At 70.1% G+C, this 16,852-nt stretch carries 15 protein-coding genes; 5 read left to right on the forward strand and 10 right to left on the reverse strand.

Annotation, left to right across the window (positions count from 1 at the left end; all coding sequences use genetic code 11):
• Window positions 1–31: 31 nt before the first annotated feature.
• Both meaB and ACYVL2_RS00550 read right to left on the reverse strand, forming a co-directional pair.
• On the reverse strand, window positions 32–961 hold the full coding sequence (gene meaB, locus ACYVL2_RS00545; protein ID WP_460539085.1) for an ArgK/MeaB family GTPase: 930 nt from the start codon (window positions 959–961) through the stop codon (window positions 32–34).
• The gene (locus tag ACYVL2_RS00550; protein ID WP_460539087.1) at window positions 961–2,121 is read right to left on the reverse strand and encodes an acetyl-CoA C-acetyltransferase; all 1,161 of its coding nucleotides are present in this window, start codon (window positions 2,119–2,121) and stop codon (window positions 961–963) included. The genes meaB and ACYVL2_RS00550 overlap by 1 nt, the downstream gene beginning before the upstream one ends.
• Before the next feature lie 32 nt (window positions 2,122–2,153).
• Here ACYVL2_RS00550 and mce point away from each other — a divergent pair, with 32 nt between their 5' ends.
• The 3 genes from mce to ACYVL2_RS00565 all read left to right on the forward strand — a co-directional run bounded on the left by mce (window position 2,154) and on the right by ACYVL2_RS00565 (window position 5,946).
• Window positions 2,154–2,582, forward strand: a complete 429-nt coding sequence (gene mce, locus ACYVL2_RS00555) for a VOC family protein (protein WP_460539089.1) — start codon at window positions 2,154–2,156, stop codon at window positions 2,580–2,582.
• A gap of 178 nt (window positions 2,583–2,760) precedes the next feature.
• Complete coding sequence (locus ACYVL2_RS00560) at window positions 2,761–3,972, forward strand: coiled-coil domain-containing protein (RefSeq protein ID WP_460539092.1); 1,212 nt, start codon at window positions 2,761–2,763, stop codon at window positions 3,970–3,972.
• A gap of 147 nt (window positions 3,973–4,119) precedes the next feature.
• Entirely contained in the window at window positions 4,120–5,946 is a 1,827-nt protein-coding gene (locus ACYVL2_RS00565) for a hypothetical protein (protein WP_460539094.1), read from the forward strand.
• A gap of 67 nt (window positions 5,947–6,013) precedes the next feature.
• On the opposite strand, the gene mmsB is transcribed toward ACYVL2_RS00565, so the two are convergent.
• The 3 genes from mmsB to chvE form a co-directional block, all read right to left on the reverse strand.
• Window positions 6,014–7,321 (reverse strand): multiple monosaccharide ABC transporter permease, encoded by a 1,308-nt coding sequence (gene mmsB, locus ACYVL2_RS00570; RefSeq protein ID WP_460539587.1) that lies wholly within the window; start codon window positions 7,319–7,321, stop codon window positions 6,014–6,016.
• Between the two features lie 2 nt (window positions 7,322–7,323).
• Entirely contained in the window at window positions 7,324–8,871 is a 1,548-nt protein-coding gene (mmsA, locus tag ACYVL2_RS00575; protein WP_460539097.1) for a multiple monosaccharide ABC transporter ATP-binding protein, read from the reverse strand.
• A 106-nt stretch (window positions 8,872–8,977) separates the two neighbouring features.
• Window positions 8,978–10,075 (reverse strand): multiple monosaccharide ABC transporter substrate-binding protein, encoded by a 1,098-nt coding sequence (gene chvE / locus ACYVL2_RS00580; RefSeq protein ID WP_460539099.1) that lies wholly within the window; start codon window positions 10,073–10,075, stop codon window positions 8,978–8,980.
• Between the two features lie 334 nt (window positions 10,076–10,409).
• On the opposite strand from chvE, the gene ACYVL2_RS00585 reads away from it, so the two are divergent.
• Window positions 10,410–11,714: a protein kinase family protein gene (locus ACYVL2_RS00585; protein ID WP_460539101.1), complete on the forward strand. Its 1,305-nt coding sequence runs from the start codon at window positions 10,410–10,412 to the stop codon at window positions 11,712–11,714.
• 22 nt (window positions 11,715–11,736) lie between these two features.
• On the opposite strand, the gene ACYVL2_RS00590 is transcribed toward ACYVL2_RS00585, so the two are convergent.
• The 5 genes from ACYVL2_RS00590 to ilvA all read right to left on the reverse strand — a co-directional run bounded on the left by ACYVL2_RS00590 (window position 11,737) and on the right by ilvA (window position 15,058).
• A complete protein-coding gene (locus ACYVL2_RS00590; RefSeq protein ID WP_460539103.1) occupies window positions 11,737–12,537 on the reverse strand; it encodes an alpha/beta hydrolase in 801 nt (266 codons plus the stop codon).
• A gap of 63 nt (window positions 12,538–12,600) precedes the next feature.
• Complete coding sequence (locus ACYVL2_RS00595; RefSeq protein ID WP_460539105.1) at window positions 12,601–12,882, reverse strand: hypothetical protein; 282 nt, start codon at window positions 12,880–12,882, stop codon at window positions 12,601–12,603.
• Between the two features lie 14 nt (window positions 12,883–12,896).
• Entirely contained in the window at window positions 12,897–13,127 is a 231-nt protein-coding gene (locus tag ACYVL2_RS00600; RefSeq protein WP_460539107.1) for a hypothetical protein, read from the reverse strand.
• 23 nt (window positions 13,128–13,150) lie between these two features.
• Complete coding sequence (locus tag ACYVL2_RS00605) at window positions 13,151–13,840, reverse strand: uracil-DNA glycosylase (RefSeq protein ID WP_460539109.1); 690 nt, start codon at window positions 13,838–13,840, stop codon at window positions 13,151–13,153.
• Between the two features lie 3 nt (window positions 13,841–13,843).
• Window positions 13,844–15,058: a threonine ammonia-lyase gene (gene ilvA, locus ACYVL2_RS00610; RefSeq protein ID WP_460539112.1), complete on the reverse strand. Its 1,215-nt coding sequence runs from the start codon at window positions 15,056–15,058 to the stop codon at window positions 13,844–13,846.
• Between the two features lie 458 nt (window positions 15,059–15,516).
• Between ilvA and ACYVL2_RS00615 the strand changes: the two genes are divergently transcribed.
• Complete coding sequence (locus tag ACYVL2_RS00615) at window positions 15,517–16,791, forward strand: ABC transporter ATP-binding protein (RefSeq protein WP_460539114.1); 1,275 nt, start codon at window positions 15,517–15,519, stop codon at window positions 16,789–16,791.
• The last annotated feature ends 61 nt before the right edge of the window (window positions 16,792–16,852 follow it).

Here is a 16,852-nt window from a genome sequence, read left to right on the forward strand (position 1 = left end):
GACCGTGTCGAAGCGGTTTGGGCGGTGCAGCTCACGGCTCCCGGAATTCGCCGCTGAGGACCCTTCTGGAGGCCTCGGCGACGTCGATGTCCCCGTCGGCGACGCCCGCGGCGAGCGCGTCGGTGACCCGGTAGCGGCGTCGCAGTTCGGCGTCGACCACGGCCCGGATCTCGGCGGCGGCGCGCTCGCGGCGCCGGACCGAGAGCCGGTCGGCCCCCGAGAGCCAGTCGCGGTGCTTGGCGATGGCGGCCACCAGCTCGTCGATGCCGCCGCCGTCTTGGGCGACGGTCTTGACGATCGGCTGCCGCCACTCGCCGGGCTCGCGTTTGACCAGCGACATCATGGCGCGCATGTCGCGCACGGCGGCGTCGGCTCCTGGACGGTCGGCCTTGTTGACGACGTAGACGTCGGCGATCTCGACCACGCCGGCCTTGACGGCCTGGATCGCGTCGCCCATGCCGGGAGCCAGCAGCAGCAGCGTCGTGTCGGCGAGGCTGGCGATCTCGACTTCGGCCTGGCCGACGCCGACGGTCTCGACGACGACCACGTCGAAGCCGAGGCCTTCGAGCAGCCGCACGCCCGCGCCGGTGGTGGCCGCGAGGCCGCCGAGGTGGCCGCGGGTGGCCACCGAGCGGATGTAGACGCCGTCGTCGAGAGCGTGGTCGGCCATGCGGACGCGGTCGCCGAGGATCGCGCCGCCGCTGAAGGGGCTGGAGGGGTCCACCGCCAGCACGGCCACGCGCAGGCCCGAGGCGCGCCAGGCGCCGATGAGCGCGGACACGAGCGTCGACTTGCCGACGCCGGGCGAGCCGGTCACGCCGACGATCGTCGCGTCGCCGCCTTTGGTGGCGGCGGCGATCTCGACGGTCTCGGCAGCCTGGTTCTCCACGGCGGTCAAGAGCCGGGCCACGGCCCGCCGGTTGCCGGTGCGGGCCGCGGCCACCATGTCGCCGACGCGCATCAGGCTCCTCTGAGGATGATCGCGTCGCCCTGGCCTCCGCCGCCGCACAGGCCCGCCGCGCCGATCCGGCCGGAGCCGAGCTGGCGGGAGAGCGACAGGACCATGCGGGCGCCCGAAGCGCCGATCGGGTGGCCGAGCGCGATCGCGCCGCCGTCGGGGTTGACCCGCTCCAGGTCGAGGCCCAGGGTTCTCGCCGAGGACAGGACCACGGCGGCGAACGCCTCGTTGATCTCCACCACGTCCAGGTCGTCGACGGACGCTCCGGCCTTCTCGAGCGCCTGGCCGATGGCACCGGCCGGCTGGTCGAGCAGGGAGTTGTCCGGGCCCGCCACGGTCCCCCAGGCCAGGATCTCCGCCTCGTACGGCCAGCCGGCCGCCTCGGCCACGGACTTGCGGGTCAGGACCAGCGCCGAAGCGCCGTCGGAGATCTGGGAGGCGGTCCCGGCGGTGATGGTGCCGTTCTCGGTGAAGGCCGGGCGCAGCCGACCGAGCGTCTCGGGAGTGGACTCGGGCCGGATGCCTTCGTCGGCGTCGACCAGGCCGCGCCGGGTCTCGACCGGCGTGATCTCCTCGGCGAGGCGTTCGGCGGCCTTGGCCGCGCGCTGGTGGCTGCCGGCGGCGTACTCGTCCTGGGCGGCACGCGTGATGAAGTCCTTCGAGCCCAGGTGGCGTTCGGTGGACTCCCCCATGGAGATGCCGTCGTAGGCGTCGGTGAGGCCGTCGTGGGCCAGGTGGTCGATGAGCACGGCGTCGCCGTACTTGAAGCCGCGCCGCGACCCGGGCAGCAGGTGGGGCGCGCGGCTCATCGATTCCATGCCCCCGGCGACGATGACGTCGGCGGCGCCGCCGCGCAGCAGCTGGTCGGCCAGGCCGATCGCGGTCATGCCCGAGAGGCAGACCTTGTTGACCGACATCGAGGGCACCCGCATCGGCAGCCCGGCGGCCACGGCGGCCTGTCGGGCGGGGTTCTGTCCGCATCCGGCGGACAGGACTTGGCCGAGGATGACCTGGTCGACCCGGTCGGGTGCGACGCCGGCCCGTTCGAGTGCGGCTCTGATCGCGGTGCCCGCCAGATCGGTGGCGGGCACGTCGGCCAGGGCGCCTCCCAGCCGCCCGATGGGTGTGCGGGCGGCGGCGAGGATGACGATGCTGTCGTTCATGTGGACCTCCGTTGGTCGATAAGCTCGATGGTATGACGCTTTCGGATGGGATCGGAATTCGGCGCATCGACCACGTGGGCGTGGCGGTGCCGGACCTCGACAGAGCACTCGACTTGTACGTCGGCACGCTCGGCGGCGAGGCGGTCCACCGCGAGGTCAACGAGGCCCAGGGCGTGGTCGAGGTGATGGTGGCCTGGCCCGAGGGCGGCGCGCAGGTGCAGCTGCTGGCGCCGCTGGGCGACGACTCGCCGATCGCGAAGTTCCTCGACAGGCAGGGGCCCGGGCTCCAGCAGCTGGCGTTCACCGTCGAGGACGTGGAGGCCGCGTCCGAGGCGCTGCGGGGCCGGGGGGCGCGGCTGCTGTACGACTCGCCTCGGGCCGGCACGGCCGGGAGTCGGATCAACTTCGTGCATCCGAAGGACGCCGGCGGCGTGCTGGTGGAGCTCGTCGAGCCGGCCTGACGGCGCGGTGTCGGGTCCCCGACCGCGGCCCGGAGGCGCGGCGCCGGTGACTCGGGCGAACTTCTGTGTCAGTTCAGGGACTTCGCCGCTTTTGCGACCGGAGTGGCAGGTGAGCATGGCTCCCGAAACCCCTGACCTTGCTGTCGACAGGGCCCGGTGCATCTGCAACTATTAGGCCATGTCGCAGCAGCCCTCCAACAGTACCTTTTTCGACAACGACCAATCGGTGCCGGAATTCCCCGTGCAGTTGCGGGGTTACGACAGGCACCAGGTGGATGACTACATCCAGAAGCACCTGGCGAAGCTGACGCAGACCGAGCAGCAGCGCACCGAGGCCGAGCAGCGGATGACCGACGCCCAGCGTCGCCTCCGCCAGGCCGAGCAGCGCATCCAGGGCCTCGAGCAGCGCTTGAACGAGCAGTCCAAGCAGCTCGAGGAGAACTCCAAACCCACCCTGTCGGGGCTCGGAACCCGCGTCGAGCAGATCCTCCGTCTCGCCGAGGAGCAGGCCAACGAGCACCGCGCCGAGGCCAAGCGAGAGACCGAGGGCATCCTGTCGGCAGCCCGCCTCGAGTCGCGCGAGATCACCGACGCCGCCCGCGCCGAAGCCCAGAACCTCAAGCAGAACGCCGAGCGCGAGGCGACCACGCTGCGCACTCAGGTCGAGCGCGAGGTCGCCGAACTGCGGACCAACGCCCGCCGCGAATGCGAGACCCTGCGCGCCGACGCCGAGCGCGAGACCAAGCAGCTGCGGACGGCCACCGGCCACGAGGTCGCCGAGCTGAAGGCCTCGGTCGAGCGCGAGGTCGCCACCATGCGCGCCACCGCCGACCGGGAGATCACCCAACTGCGCGCCAAGGCCGCCCGCGAGGCCGAGGAGAAGCGCGCCGAGGCCGCGAAGCTCTTCGCCGAAGCGAAGGAGAAGCGCGACAAGGACCTCCAGGCTCTCGACCTCGAACTGGCCGAGCGCAAGGAGAAGGCCGAGCGCGAGGAGTCCGAGCGCCACGCCCGCGCCGTCGCCGAGACCCAGAAGCTGGTCTCCGACGCCGAGAACCGCGCCCGCGACGCCGAGGAGCGCGCCAAGTCCGCCGAGACGCGCGGCGAAGAGAAGCGCAACGAGGCCGACACCTACGCCGAGGAGACCACTTCGAAGGCCAAGAAGGACGCCTCGAAGCTCGTGTCCGACGCGAAGGCCGAGGCCGAGCGGCTGCTCTCGGACGCCAAGTCCGACGCCGAGCGCGTCACCAAGGAGGCCGAGGACAAGGTCGCCGAGCTCACCGCCAAGCGCGACGAGGTCCAGGCGACGCTGCGCAACATGACCCAGACCCTGTCGGGCATGATGGGCAATTTCCCGGGAGCGGACCTCGGAGATAAGGGCGACAAGGAGTAAAAGCTGGCGAATCCGCGTTACCGTCGTAATAGCGGCGCATTGGCGTCGGCTCAGGTCGACGGTGGAGGAACCACGGCTTCGGCCGCGTCCCGCCGCCCCGGAATCCGATCCGGGGCCGCGGGACGCGGCTTATGTGAGGATGAGGGTATGGCGCGCGACAAGAGACTGGGCGACGACAGTGATCTGCTGAGGGGTTTCACCGACGCCCAGCAGATGGACAGCGGCTTCGAGACCGCGCTTCGCGGTTACGACAAGAAGCAGGTCGACAGCGCGATCGATCGGCTGGAGTTCGAACGCGACACGGCCGTCGCCGAGAGAGCCAAGGCGGAGGCCCAGATCGAGCGGCTCGCGCTGCAGGTGCAGCAGCTGCAGGCGCAGATACAGGAGATGCGCCGCCGCTCGGCGGCCGGAGACAAGGCCTCCTACCGGCACTTGGGTGTGAAGATCGAGCACATGCTCACCCTCGCCGAGGAGCAGGCCGCCGACATCAAGGCGAACGCCCGGGCCGAGACCGAGGAGCTGCACCGCCACGCCGCGCAGAAGCTGCATCAGGCCGAGGCGCAGATCGAGGCGGCCCGCAAGGACTTCGAGACCACGTTGAAGGCGCGCCGCGCCGCCGCCGAGAAGGCCGAGGCCGACCGGCGGGCGATCCTCGACGCCGAGATGAACAAGCGGGCCCGCGAGGCCCAGGCCCTGGTGGACCAGGCCAAGGAGCGGGCCGCGGCCCTCGTGGCCGAGGCCGAGCAGGACGCCGAGAACAAGCGTGCCGCCGCCGACGAGCAGACCCGGCAGCTGGTCGCGCACGTGGAGCGCCTGCGCACAGAGGCCCAGCAGCTCAAGGACGACGCGGCGCTGGAGGCCGAGCAGACCGTCGCCGACGCCCGCGAGAAGGCCGACCGCATCATCGCCGAGGCCGAGGCCGAAGCCGAGCGCAAGCGGGCCGAAGCCGAGGCCGAAATGGAGCGGCTCCGCACCGAGACGGTCGAGAACCTCGAGCGCTTCAAGCAGGAGACCGAGACGTTCGCGCAGACGGTGCGCACCGAGGCCGAGAACGAGGCCACCCGCGTGCGGGCGGAGGCGGCCGACCAGGCGACGCTGACGCGCACGGAGGCCGCCGACGAGGCCAAGCGGGTGCGTCAGGAGGCGCAGCGGCGCGTCGAAGAGGCGGCCGCCGAAGCTGAGGCGCTCGCCGAGGAGGCCGCCGAACGCGCCGAGAAGCTCACCGCCGAGGCCGACGAGCGGGCCCGGAAGGTCACCGAGGAGTCCGAGGCCAAGGCGCTGCGGCTCCGCGAGGAGGCGGCCGAATCCGGCCGCGCCGAACGCGAGAAGGCCGCCGAGGCCGCGCGCAGGCTCTCCGAGGAGACCGAGGCCGCGATCGCGAAGATGCGCGAGGAGGCCGCCGGCGAGGCCGAGCGGATCACCGCGGAAGCGGCCCGGCGGGCCGAGCAGGTGACGGCCGAGGCCGAAACCGAGGCCGAGCGGCTGCGCGCCGAGGCCGAGGCCGACCGCGAGCGGGCGCAGCAGGCGACCCAGAAGGCCCGGACCGAGCTCGAGCAGATCGAGAGCGAGAAGGAGCGCCTCCTGGCCGAGGCCAAAGCCGAGGCCGAGCGGCTGCTGCGGGAGGCCGAACAGGACGCCGAGCAGGTCCGGACCGAGCGCGACGAGTACGTCGCCGAGGCCGAGAAGCGCGTCGCGACGGCCAAGCGCCGCGCCGAGGAGCTGACCAAGGAGGCCAAGGAGCGCGCCCGCCGGGACGCCGAGGGCATCCTTCAGACCGCGCACGCCCAGGCGCAGAAACTGCGCGAGCAGGCCCGGTCAGGCGGCGACAAGCCCTCCTCGGACGGCTCGAAGCCCGCGGGCGGCACGGGCAACTCGAAGTCCGCGGGCGCCACCGGCAAGAAGCGCTCCGGGCCGCAGGCCGACGACGAGAACGAATCGGAGTCCGCGAAGGTGCCGTCCTCGAGCAAATCGTGAGCACATGCGAGAGCAGGGCCCGTACCGCGAGCGGTACGGGCCCTGCTTCGTGACTGCCGGGCGGCGCTTACTTCACGCCGGCCGGTTCGGGTTCCTTGTCCTTGGGCTTGCCGCCGGTCGGGTCCGAGTCGTCGGGCCCCTTGCCGCGGCGCTTGGCCTCGCCGGAGCCGCCCGGGGTGGTGCCCACGATCGGCCCGGAGGCGCGCTTCTTGTTCCACACGTCGAAGAACACCGCGGCGAGCACGACCAGGCCGAGGATGACGCTCTGGAGGTCCTGGCCGACCGACAGGATCGACATGCCCTGGTTCATGACGCCCATGACCAGGCCGCCGATGACCGCGCCGATGATGGTGCCGACGCCGCCGCTCATGGACGCGCCGCCGATGAACGACGAGGCGATGGCGTGCAGCTCGAACATCTCGCCGGCGTCCGGCGTGGCCGACTGGAGGCGGGCGGTGAAGACCACGCCGGCCAGGCCGGCCAGCGCGCCCATGTTCACGAAGACCCAGAAGCTCGTCTGCTTGGTCTTCACGCCCGAGAGCGCCGCGGCCTTCTCGTTGCCGCCGCCCGCGTAGATGTGGCGGCCGAACACGGTCCGGTTGGCGACGAAGGTGTAGATCAGGACCAGCACCACCAGGATGATGCCGATGACCGGCAGGCCCCGGTAGGCGGCCAGGACCAGGGCGCCGCCGAGGGCGGCCGCGGCCAGCAGGACGGTCTTGATCGCCCAGGTGACCGCGGAGCCGGTCTCGATGCGGTTGCGGATGGCGTTGCGGCGGCCGGCGGACTGCGTCCAGACGATGAGCGCGGCCCCGATGACGCCGATCAGGAGGGTCGGCAGGTGGTAGCCGGCGATCTGGGAGTCCTGGAACCAGTAGCCCGAGCCGAGCATCCGGAACTCCTCGGAGCGGATGGAGATGGTCTTGGCCTCCAGGACCCACAGCGTCAGGCCGCGGAACAGCAGCATGCCCGCGAGGGTCACGATGAACGCCGGTATTCGCACGTAGGCGATCCAGAATCCCTGCCACACGCCGATGAGGGCGCCGGTGACGACGGCCGCGAGCACCGCCAGGTACCACGGCATGCCCCAGTTGGAGAGCGCGATGGCCGATACGGCGCCGGTGAAGGCCAGGACCGACCCGACCGACAGGTCGATGTGGCCGTTGACGATGACCATCATCATCCCGATCGCGAGGATGAGGATGAAGGAGTTCTGGACGATCGCGTTGGTGATGTTGCGGGGGGTCAGGAAGTTCTGGTCGAGCTTCATGACCTCCAAGACCTGGAAGAGCAGCATGATGAACACCAGGGCGATGACCATGCCGTACTGGCGCAGGTTCGCCCCGCGCACGGCGTCGAAGGCGCTTCTGAGCATGCTCACAGTTCCACTCCTCCCTTGGCGGTCTCGAGTGTCATCAAGCGCATCAGTTCCTCCTGGGTGGCGTTTTCGCGGTCGACCTGGCCGGTGATGTGTCCGGCGCTCATGGCGTAGATCCGGTCGCACATGCCGAGCAGTTCGGGCAGCTCGGAGGAGATCATGAGGACCCCCTTGCCCTGGTCGACCAGTTCGTGGATCAGCTCGTAGATCTCGTATTTCGCGCCGACGTCGATGCCTCGGGTCGGCTCGTCGAGGATCAGGAGCTCGGGCTCGGTGAAGACCCACTTCCCGAGCACGACCTTCTGCTGGTTGCCGCCGGAGAGGTTGCCGGCGATCTGGAACACCGACGGGGTCTTGACGCCGAAGTTGGACCGGAGTTCCTCGGCGACGGAGGTGACCCGGTGCTGGTCGATCACGCCGCCTCTGGAGACCTTGCGGATGCCGGCGAGGGTGAAGTTCTGCCGCAGGTCGTAGTCGAGGTGCAGGCCGTACTGCTTGCGGTCCTCGGTGGCGTAGGCGATGCCCGCGTCGATGGCGTCGGCGACGCTGTGGATTCGCAGCCGCTTGCCGTCGAGGTGGATCTCGCCGTGGATGTGGCTGCCCCAGGAGCGGCCGAACAGGCTCATGGCGAATTCGGTGCGTCCGGCGCCCATGAGTCCGGCGAGGCCGACGACCTCGCCGCGGGCGACCGACAGCTCGGCGCCGTGCACGACGACGCGGTCGCGGTGCTCCGGGTGGTGGACGGTCCAGTCCTTGACTTCGAAGAAGGTCTCTCCGATGTCGGGCGTGTGCGGCGGGAAGAGGTGCTCGAGGTCCCGGCCGACCATGGACTTGATGAGGCGGTCCTCGTCGACGTCGTCGGTGGCGGTGTCGAGCGTCTCGATGGTCTTGCCGTCGCGCAGGACGGTGATCGCGTCGGCGACCGAGAGGACTTCGCCGAGCTTGTGCGAGATGAGGATGCAGGTGACGCCCTCGTCGCGCAGCGCTCGGAGCAGGTTCAGCAGGTTCTGGGAGTCGGAGTCGTTGAGGGCGGCGGTGGGTTCGTCGAGGATCAGCAGTTTGACCTGCTTGGAGAGGGCCTTGGCGATCTCGACCAGCTGCTGCTTGCCGACGCCGATGTTCTCGACCAGGGTCCGCGGGCTGTCGGAGAGGCCGACCTTGGCCATGAGGTCGGCGGCGACGGCGTTGGTGCGGTTCCAGGAGATGACGCCGCGTCGGGCCTGTTCGTTGCCGAGGAAGATGTTCTCGGCGATGGACAGTTCGGGCACGAGGGCGAGCTCTTGGTGGATGATCGCGACGCCGGCGTTCTCGGAGTCGCGGATGCCGCGGAATCGGGCGGGGCGGCCTTCGAGCTCGATGACGCCTTCGAACTCCCCGTGGGGGTAGACCCCGGAGAGGATCTTCATCAGCGTCGACTTGCCGGCTCCGTTCTCGCCCACGAGAGCGTGGATGGTGGCCCGCTCGACCCGCATGTCGACGTCGTCGAGCGCGAGTACGCCCGGGAATCGCTTGGTGATCCCCCGCATCCGGAGGATGGCTTCAGACATGACTTGGTCCTATTTGGAATGAGGCTGCTCTGGAGAGAGAGGTTCGGGGGGCGCCCCGCTCTCGCGGGGCGCCCCGTCGAGGGGCACGCGTCGGGCGCGGCGGCGACTACTCGAGCTCGGCGGCGTCGATGTAGCCGGAGTCGACCAGAAGCTCCTCGTAGTTCTCAACGGTCACGATGTGCGGAGTCAGCAGGTTGGACGGGACCACCTTGACGCCGTTGTCGTACGTCTCGGTGTCGGTGACCTCGGGCTCCTCGCCGTTGAGGATGTCGACGACCATCTCCACGGTGACACTGGCCAGCTCGCGGGTGTCCTTGAAGATCGTGGCGGTCTGGCGGCCCTCGATGATCATCTGGACCGAGGCGACCTCGGCGTCCTGGCCGGAGATGACCGGCAGCTCGTCGGAGGCGTAGCCGTTGCTCTCCAGCGAGGCGATGATGCCGCGGCTGATGCCGTCGTACGGCGACAGTACGGCGTCGACCTGGTCATCCGAGTAGTGGGTGCTCAGCAGGTTGTCCATGCGGCTCTGCGCGAGCTCGCCGTCCCAGCGCTCGGTGGCCACGGTGTTGATGTCGGTCTCACCGGACTTGACCACGAGAGTGCCGTCGTCGATCAAGGGCTGGAGGACCGACATGGCGCCGTCGAAGAAGAAGAAGGCGTTGTTGTCGTCCAGCGAGCCGGCGAACAGCTCGATGTTGAACGGGCCCTCCTGGTTCTCGACGTCCAGGCCGTCGAGGATCGACTGGGCCTGGAGCACGCCGACCTGGAAGTTGTCGAAGGTCGCGTAGTAGTCGACGTCCTCGGTCTCGCGGATCAGGCGGTCGTAGGCGATGACGGTGACGTCCTCGTCCTTGGCCTGGGCCAGCACGCCGTTGAGCGACTGGTTGTCGATCGCCGCGATGACCAGTACGTCGGCACCCTGCGTGATCATGTTCTCGATCTGGTCGACCTGCTTGCCGACGTCGTCACCGGCGAACTGGAGGTCCGTCTCGAAACCGGCGGCCTCGAATTCGGAGACCAGGTTGTTGCCGTCGTCGATCCAGCGTTCAGAGGTCTGGGTGGGCATGGCGATCCCGACTCGGCCGCCGCCACCGTCGCCGTCGCCGTCGGAGCCCTCGTCTCCGGACGCGCAGGCGGTCATCGTGAGGGAGAGCGCCGCGGTGCCGGCGAGGCCGGCGAAGAGACGCCGTCGATTGACGTTCATGTGTAGTCGTACTCCTTCGTACCGGGCGATGTGATCGGTATCCAACCGCACCACCCTGGGGTCAAGACCTCATCGATGCTTCAACGTTTTTCCACAAGCGTCAACACCGGAGGGTTCTCGTGTCCGAATCGTTGCACTCCCAACCAGACACTTGAGCCGCACTGGGTACATCAGGCAACATGGGAGCAGTACCCCTGACCATGCGTCGCCGGCACGCCACCCGTTCGTGCCACATCCCCACGGGCGACTACCACTCGACCGTTCGGATGGGATAGCCTCACATTTGGTGGCAAATCACGCCGCCCGTTCGCACGGCCTCGCCAAGGAGGTGAACATGTCGAGCACGACGACCGTCGGCGCCGCCACCGTCGACCGTTTACTGCATCGCGATCCGGTATGCAGCGTCTTCAGCGGCATCGTCGCCTCCGACCCCACCAACCTCCTGTGCGTGACCGTCGCCCATGAGCGCGTCGACGGCTCCCGCCGCGAAGTCTTCCTCGAGTGGGCCTCCAAACTCACCGGCCTGGCGGCGCACCCGCACCTCTCCCGGTGCAGCGCGGCCGGCCTGACCGAGAACGGCCGCCCCTACCTGGCCGTCGGCGCCACCAGGCGCACCCTGGCCGACCTGCTGGCCGAGCAGGGCCCCATGCCCGCCGGACAGGTGCGGGCGCTCGGCGTGGCGCTGAGCGACGCCGTGGCCGTCTACCACCGCGCCGGACTCATCCACGGCGCCATCCAGCCCGGCCACATCCTGGTCGGGCCCGGCCGGCTGCTGCAGCTGACCGCCTACGACATGTCCGCGCCCGTGCTCGCCGCACCGCTGCCGCCTAGCCCGTACACCGCGCCCGAGCACCTGGACGCCGCGGTGGCCGGCGAAGTCGCCGCCAGCCCCGCCGGCGACGTGTACGCGCTCGCCACAGTCCTTTACGCCGCGCTCGGCGGGCGCCTGCCGTGGGTCCGCTCGGGCCGCGAGGACGTGGCCGACCCGCTCGTCCGCGCCGCACCGGTGCCGCACATCCCCGGCGTCCCCACCGAACTCACCGACTTCATCGGCGCCGCGCTCCATCCCGACCCGAGACGGCGGCCGACCTCCGAGGCCCTGCGGGAGCGGCTCACTCGCCTCGACCTGACCGGCCCACGCGCGCCCGGCTACAAGCCCGCCGAAGTCTCGGCGGGCCTTTTGCCGCGCCGGCGGCTGCGCCCGGTCACCGTGTCGATGTCGACCGAGCTGGCCCCGTACCGGCCGCAGCCGGCCGCCCGCGGGGGGATCCGGCCGCGCCTGCGGAAGATCGCGACCGCTTCGGCGGGCGTCGCGCTGACCGGAGCGCTGCTCGGCGGTGCGGCGCTGGCGACGTACGCGGCGACGAACCCGGCGCAGGCGTCGGTGTGCTCCGACCCGGCCACGCTCGGCGGAAGGATCAGCGAGCAGATCGGCGAGAGCACCGTGGTCGACAGCTGGTGCGCCGGCGACGATTTCGTGGCGGCGACCGTCGAGCGGCGAGGCGGCACGGGCGGCGACGGACTCGTCGAGAGGCAGCGCCTGGCGTGGCGCGTCGAGGGCGGCGAGCTCGTGCGGGTGACCGACTGCTCCGACCCGATGATGCCCGACCGCATCGCCGAGTTCCTCAGCTGCGATTGAGCCCCCGAACCGGGAGGGCCGCTTACTCTTCGCCCGGCTTCGGCAAGAACCCTCCGAACGCCGCGACGGTCTTGTCGGCGTAGGCCGAGGTGTCGCCGCGCTCCATGGGACCGTCCCATTCGCGCGGCAGCGGGGCCCGGTCGGGAAGGATGCGGCCGACGATCCGGTCGAGCGCCTCTTCGGCCTTGCCGACCCACAGGTGACCGCCGCCTTCGATCTCGACGACCTCGGCCTGCGGGACGGCCGCGAAGCGCTGCGCGGCCTCCGGGTACTGCAGGTAGTCGTCGTTCTCGGGGATGAGGGCCACCAGAGGCCGGCCGTCGTCGGCCCAGCGCGAGAGGTCCTCGTCGGTCGAGTAGCGCAGCGGCGGGGACATGAGGATCGCCCCTTCGACGCCGGGCTCCAGGCCGTACTTGACGGTCAGGTCGGTGCCGAAGGACCAGCCGACGAGCCACGGGCGCGGCAGCTCGGAGAACTCGGCGTACTCGACCGCGGCGGCGACGTCGTAGCGTTCGCCCACGCCGCCGTCGAAGGCCCCTTCGCTCTTGCCCTGCTGCGACTCGGTGCCGCGGGTGTTGAAGCGCAGCACCGCCATGTCGGCCAGCGCGGGCAGGCGCCAGGCGGCCTTGCGGAAGACGTGGGAGTCCATCATGCCGCCGTGGGTCGGCAGCGGGTGGACGCAGATGACGGTCGCCTGCGGTTCGGCGTCCTGGGGCAGGGCGATCTCGCCGACGAGGTTCAGCCCGTCGGCGGTCTCCAGGGTGATCGGCTCCCGTCGTGCGGGAAGCATGCTCGCTGATCTGATGAGGGTCACGGGACGCATTATCGCCCGGGGCGCGCTCGGATTTCCAGCGACTGTGCCTCAGCTTGCAGTCCGCTTCGGCGTCTAACCGAAGTGGCCCGGGCGGCGGCGGTCGCGGGCGTTCCAGCATCCGGCGTGCCAGTGGCGGCGGTCGTCGCCGTCGCTGCCGTCGGCCCAGGCCACGACGTGCGGGGTTCCGGGGCGGATCATGTGGTCGCAGCCTGGGCAGCGGTAGGGCTTCTCGGCTCCAGAGCCGGTGATGCGGCGGACTTGGAAGCGGCCGTCGGGGCCTTCGACGGTGGTCGAGTCCATGGCGGTGGAGCGCCGCCGGTCCGGTTCGCGGAGGCGGCGGTTCCTGCGGGGCATCGGTCCGGTCCGCTCTAGGCGCGGTCGGTGCCGGCGCCGCCCTCGCTCGGGGTCTCGGCGGCGTCGGCGTTCGCCTGGAGGGCGGCTTCGCGGTCGAGTCGCTGGTTGAGCCGTCGTACGTGCTTGTTCATCCCGCGGATGAGCATGACCGTCACGACGACGAGCAGGACGGTGATGAACAGTCCGAGCGGACCGGCGAGCGCTTGGTCGCGGTCGGGCCCGAATTCTTGTGCCAGGAACTCCACGTCTACCACGGTAGCCGGAGCCTTCACGCCTCCTGCAGCGCCGGGAGGCGCCAGTCGACGGGCTCACCGCCCTGTTCGACCAGGAGCTGGTTGGCGCGGCTGAACGGCTTGGAGCCGAAGAAGCCGCGCCGGGCGCTGAGGGGGGAGGGGTGGGCGGACTCGATGCAGGGGATGGCGCCGAGGAGCGGCCGGAGTTTGCGGGCGTCGGCGCCCCAGAGGATCGCCACGGCCGGGCCTCCGCGCTCGGCGAGCGCCTTGATGGCCTGCTCGGTGACGGTCTCCCAGCCTTTGCCGCGGTGCGAGGCCGGTTCGCCGGGGCGGACGCTCAGGGAGCGGTTGAGCAGCAGTACGCCTTGGTCGGCCCAGGGAGTGAGGTCGCCGTTGGCCGGGAGCGGGAGACCGAGGTCGTCGCGGTACTCGTTGAAGATGTTGACGAGGCTGCGGGGCAGGGGGCGCACGTCGGGGGCGACGGCGAAGGACAGGCCGATGGCGTGCCCGGGGGTGGGGTAGGGGTCCTGGCCGACGATGATGACCTTGACGTCGTCGAACGGATGCTGGAAGGCGCGCAGGATGTGTTCGGCGGCGGGCAGGTAGCGGCGGCCGTCGGCGACTTCGCGGCGAAGGAACTCGCCCATCTTGGCGACGTCGTCGGCCACGGGGGCGAGGGCCTTGGCCCAGCCGGCTTCTACGAGATCTTCGAGACTTTTCTGCATGGCTCAGATGCTAGAACCCGCGACCGTCAAGAAATAGTCCGCGTCGCGCAGTGCCGCAACGATTTCGGTCGCGTGTTCGGAACCTCGGGTCTCGATCGAGAGGTCCACTGAGACCTCGCCGACGCTCAGTCGGGGGTCGGACCGCTGGTGGTAGACGTCGACGATGTTGCCGCCGAAGGCGCCGACCAGTTCGAGGATGGCGGCCAGGGCTCCGGGCCGGTCGGGGCAGCGGAGGTTGCAGCGCAGGAACCGTCCGGAGGCGGCGAGTCCGTGTTCGATGAGGCGCATGAGCAGCAGCGGGTCGATGTTGCCTCCCGAGAGCACCGCGACGGTCGGGCCGTCGTAGGAGACCGCGCGGCTGAGCAGGGCGGCGTAGGCGGTGGCGCCGGCGGGCTCGACGACGAGTTTGTTGCGCTCCAGCAGCGACAGCAGGGCGCGGCTGATGTCCTCCTCGGTGACGGTGACGATCTCGTCGACCAGGCCCTCGATGTGGGCGAAGGGGACTACACCGGGTTTGCCGACGGCGATGCCGTCGGCGATGGTGTGCATCTTCTCCAGGCGCACGGGCTTGCCCGCGGCGAGGGAGTCGGGGTAGGCGGCGGCGCCGTCGGCCTGGACGCCGATGACGCGGATGCCGGGGCGCAACTGCTTGGCCGCGGCGGCGATGCCGGCGATGAGGCCGCCGCCGCCGACGGAGGTGACGATGGTGGTCGCCTCGGGGAGCTGCTCGAGCAGCTCGAGGGCGATGGTGCCCTGGCCGGCGACGATGTCGCGGTGGTCGAAGGGGTGGATGAGGGTCGCGCCGGTGTTCTCGGCGTAGCGGTGGGCGGCCTCGAGCGCGTGGTCGACGGTGGCGCCGCCGAGGACGACTTCGGCGCCGTAGCCCTTGGTGGCGGCGACTTTGGGGAGCGGCGCGGCCTCGGGCATGAAGACGGTGGCGTGGGCGCCGAGGGTGGCGGCGGCCAGGGCGACGCCTTGGGCGTGGTTGCCGGCCGAGGCGGCGACGACGCCGCGGGCGCGCTGCTCGTCGGTGAGGCCCGAGACGCGCATGTAGGCGCCGCGGATCTTGAACGAACCGGCTCGCTGGAGGTTCTCGCACTTGAGGTGGACGCCCAGGAGCGCGGGCTCTCGGGAGGGTTCCAGGGGCGTGCGTCGCACGACGTCTCGGAGGGCCGCGGACGCCGCGCGGATGTCGTCGAGTGTTACGAGCTCGGTCACAGGGTGATCGTAGTTCCCATTCGTCCCACCGCGCCCCGGGCGGGCCGTCGAGTCGGCGGTCGAGTGCGCGGGCCCATTGGCATCGGCTGCGCGGCAGCCGCATTGCGTCGAGTTCATATGGTCGGCGAGTGGTGGCGGCGCATTCGCGAATGGGTGCGCCGCAATTGCGGGCGGAAATCGCATTCGGTCGGTCCATAGGGCGTGCACAACGGCGTGAAACCGGTTACACTGTTGCGAACCACCGCTCGCCAACCCTTGAGCGCCAATCGGCGGCCCGACTGATTCGCACGGAGGGCGACACCTTCCGTAACCTCCGGTTCACCCGGAGCGATAAGGGTGGCCCCCGACACTTGAAGCCGCCGCAAGGCTTAAGCTACGCCTAGTCAACCTCGTCGAAGAAACCGTCTCACTTGACGAACATGAACTTACCGGTCCCCTTTTGAACCCCTGGAGAAACGGTGACTGCTGTCACGCTGAAGAACGTCTCGAAGGTGTTCCCCGGCGAAACCCTGGCCGTGGACTCTTTGAACATGGAAGTCAACCACGGGGAGTTCTTGGTGCTACTGGGCCCCTCGGGCTGCGGCAAATCCACCGTCCTCCGCATGGTCGCGGGGCTGGAGGCGCCCACCGAAGGCGAGATACTGCTCGACGGCGCGTACGCCAATGATCTGCCCCCTCGCGAGCGCAATGCCGCGATGATTTTTCAGACTTTTGCGCTTTATCCGCATATGTCGGTGGGCGACAATATTGGATTCCCCCTGAAACTCGGCAAGAAGAACGGTGCGGACAACGCCGCCGAGGCGGTCGGGGATATGGCGGGCGCATTGGGGATCAGTGAACTGCTCGACCGCAAACCCGGACAACTCTCCGGCGGGCAGCAGCAGCGCGTCGCAATGGGACGCGCATTGGTCCGCAGGCCCAAACTGTTCCTCATGGACGAACCGCTGTCGAACCTCGACATCGGACTCAGGGCCGAGCTGCGCACCGAGATCTCCTCGCTCGTCAGGCGACACGACGCCACGACCCTGTACGTGACCCACGACCAGACCGAGGCGCTGACGATGGCCGACCGCGTCGCGGTCCTGCGCAAGGGCGTCCTCCAGGACGTCGGGACCCCCGACGAGATCTACGAGCGTCCGGCGACCATGTACGTCGCCGCCTTCCTCGGCACTCCCCGCATGAACCTCCTCGAAGCGCGCGTCAACGTCTACCTCGACCGCTACGTCGCCCTCGAGTTCGGCGACCAGGAGCTGCGCCTGCCCTGGCACGACCTGCGCGGCAGGGCCGTGGCCCGCTACCACGGGGAAAATATCGTCGTCGGCGCCCGCGCCGAGGCCCTGGCGCCGGTCGCCGAGGGCCAGCCGGGCCAGTCACTCCAGGGCCGCGTGCGGTTCTACGAGCACCACGGCCACGAGACCCTGGTCTTCCTCGACATCGGCGCCACCGCGATCGTGCCCGACGGCATCGGCGACAAGCCCGACCTGGCCAAGAACGGCTCCAAGCCGCGCCGGCGCCTCACCGGCCTGTTCTCCGGGTTCGGCGCGCCCACCAGCGAGCCCCGCGAAGAGGACACCGGCCCCATCCGCAAACCCGCCGACCTGGTCTTCCGCCTGCCGCCGCACATCCCCATCTCCGCCGGGCAGCCCATCAACGTCGCGGTGCACATGGACGCGCTGCACTACTTCGACAAGTTCGGCAAACGCATCGACGTCGGCTGGACCCAGCGCGCGTAAGACCCGAAAAAGGCGATTGAGGGGCCCTGGGCCCCTCAATCGCCTGAGGATCTGCCGGCCG

The sequence above is a fragment of the Glycomyces halotolerans genome, from assembly GCF_054779575.1.

Bases quoted from the DNA above. Each gene is read 5' to 3' on its own strand.
- meaB (WP_460539085.1), bottom strand. From the start codon at position 961: ATGCGCGTCGGCGACATGGTGGCCGCGGCCCGCACCGGCAACCGGCGG.
- ACYVL2_RS00550 (WP_460539087.1), bottom strand. From the start codon at position 2,121: ATGAACGACAGCATCGTCATCCTCGCCGCCGCCCGCACACCCATCGGG.
- mce (WP_460539089.1), top strand. From the start codon at position 2,154: ATGACGCTTTCGGATGGGATCGGAATTCGGCGCATCGACCACGTGGGC.
- ACYVL2_RS00560 (WP_460539092.1), top strand. From the start codon at position 2,761: ATGTCGCAGCAGCCCTCCAACAGTACCTTTTTCGACAACGACCAATCG.
- ACYVL2_RS00565 (WP_460539094.1), top strand. From the start codon at position 4,120: ATGGCGCGCGACAAGAGACTGGGCGACGACAGTGATCTGCTGAGGGGT.
- mmsB (WP_460539587.1), bottom strand. From the start codon at position 7,321: ATGCTCAGAAGCGCCTTCGACGCCGTGCGCGGGGCGAACCTGCGCCAG.
- mmsA (WP_460539097.1), bottom strand. From the start codon at position 8,871: ATGTCTGAAGCCATCCTCCGGATGCGGGGGATCACCAAGCGATTCCCG.
- chvE (WP_460539099.1), bottom strand. From the start codon at position 10,075: ATGAACGTCAATCGACGGCGTCTCTTCGCCGGCCTCGCCGGCACCGCG.
- ACYVL2_RS00585 (WP_460539101.1), top strand. From the start codon at position 10,410: ATGTCGAGCACGACGACCGTCGGCGCCGCCACCGTCGACCGTTTACTG.
- ACYVL2_RS00590 (WP_460539103.1), bottom strand. From the start codon at position 12,537: ATGCGTCCCGTGACCCTCATCAGATCAGCGAGCATGCTTCCCGCACGA.
- ACYVL2_RS00595 (WP_460539105.1), bottom strand. From the start codon at position 12,882: ATGCCCCGCAGGAACCGCCGCCTCCGCGAACCGGACCGGCGGCGCTCC.
- ACYVL2_RS00605 (WP_460539109.1), bottom strand. From the start codon at position 13,840: ATGCAGAAAAGTCTCGAAGATCTCGTAGAAGCCGGCTGGGCCAAGGCC.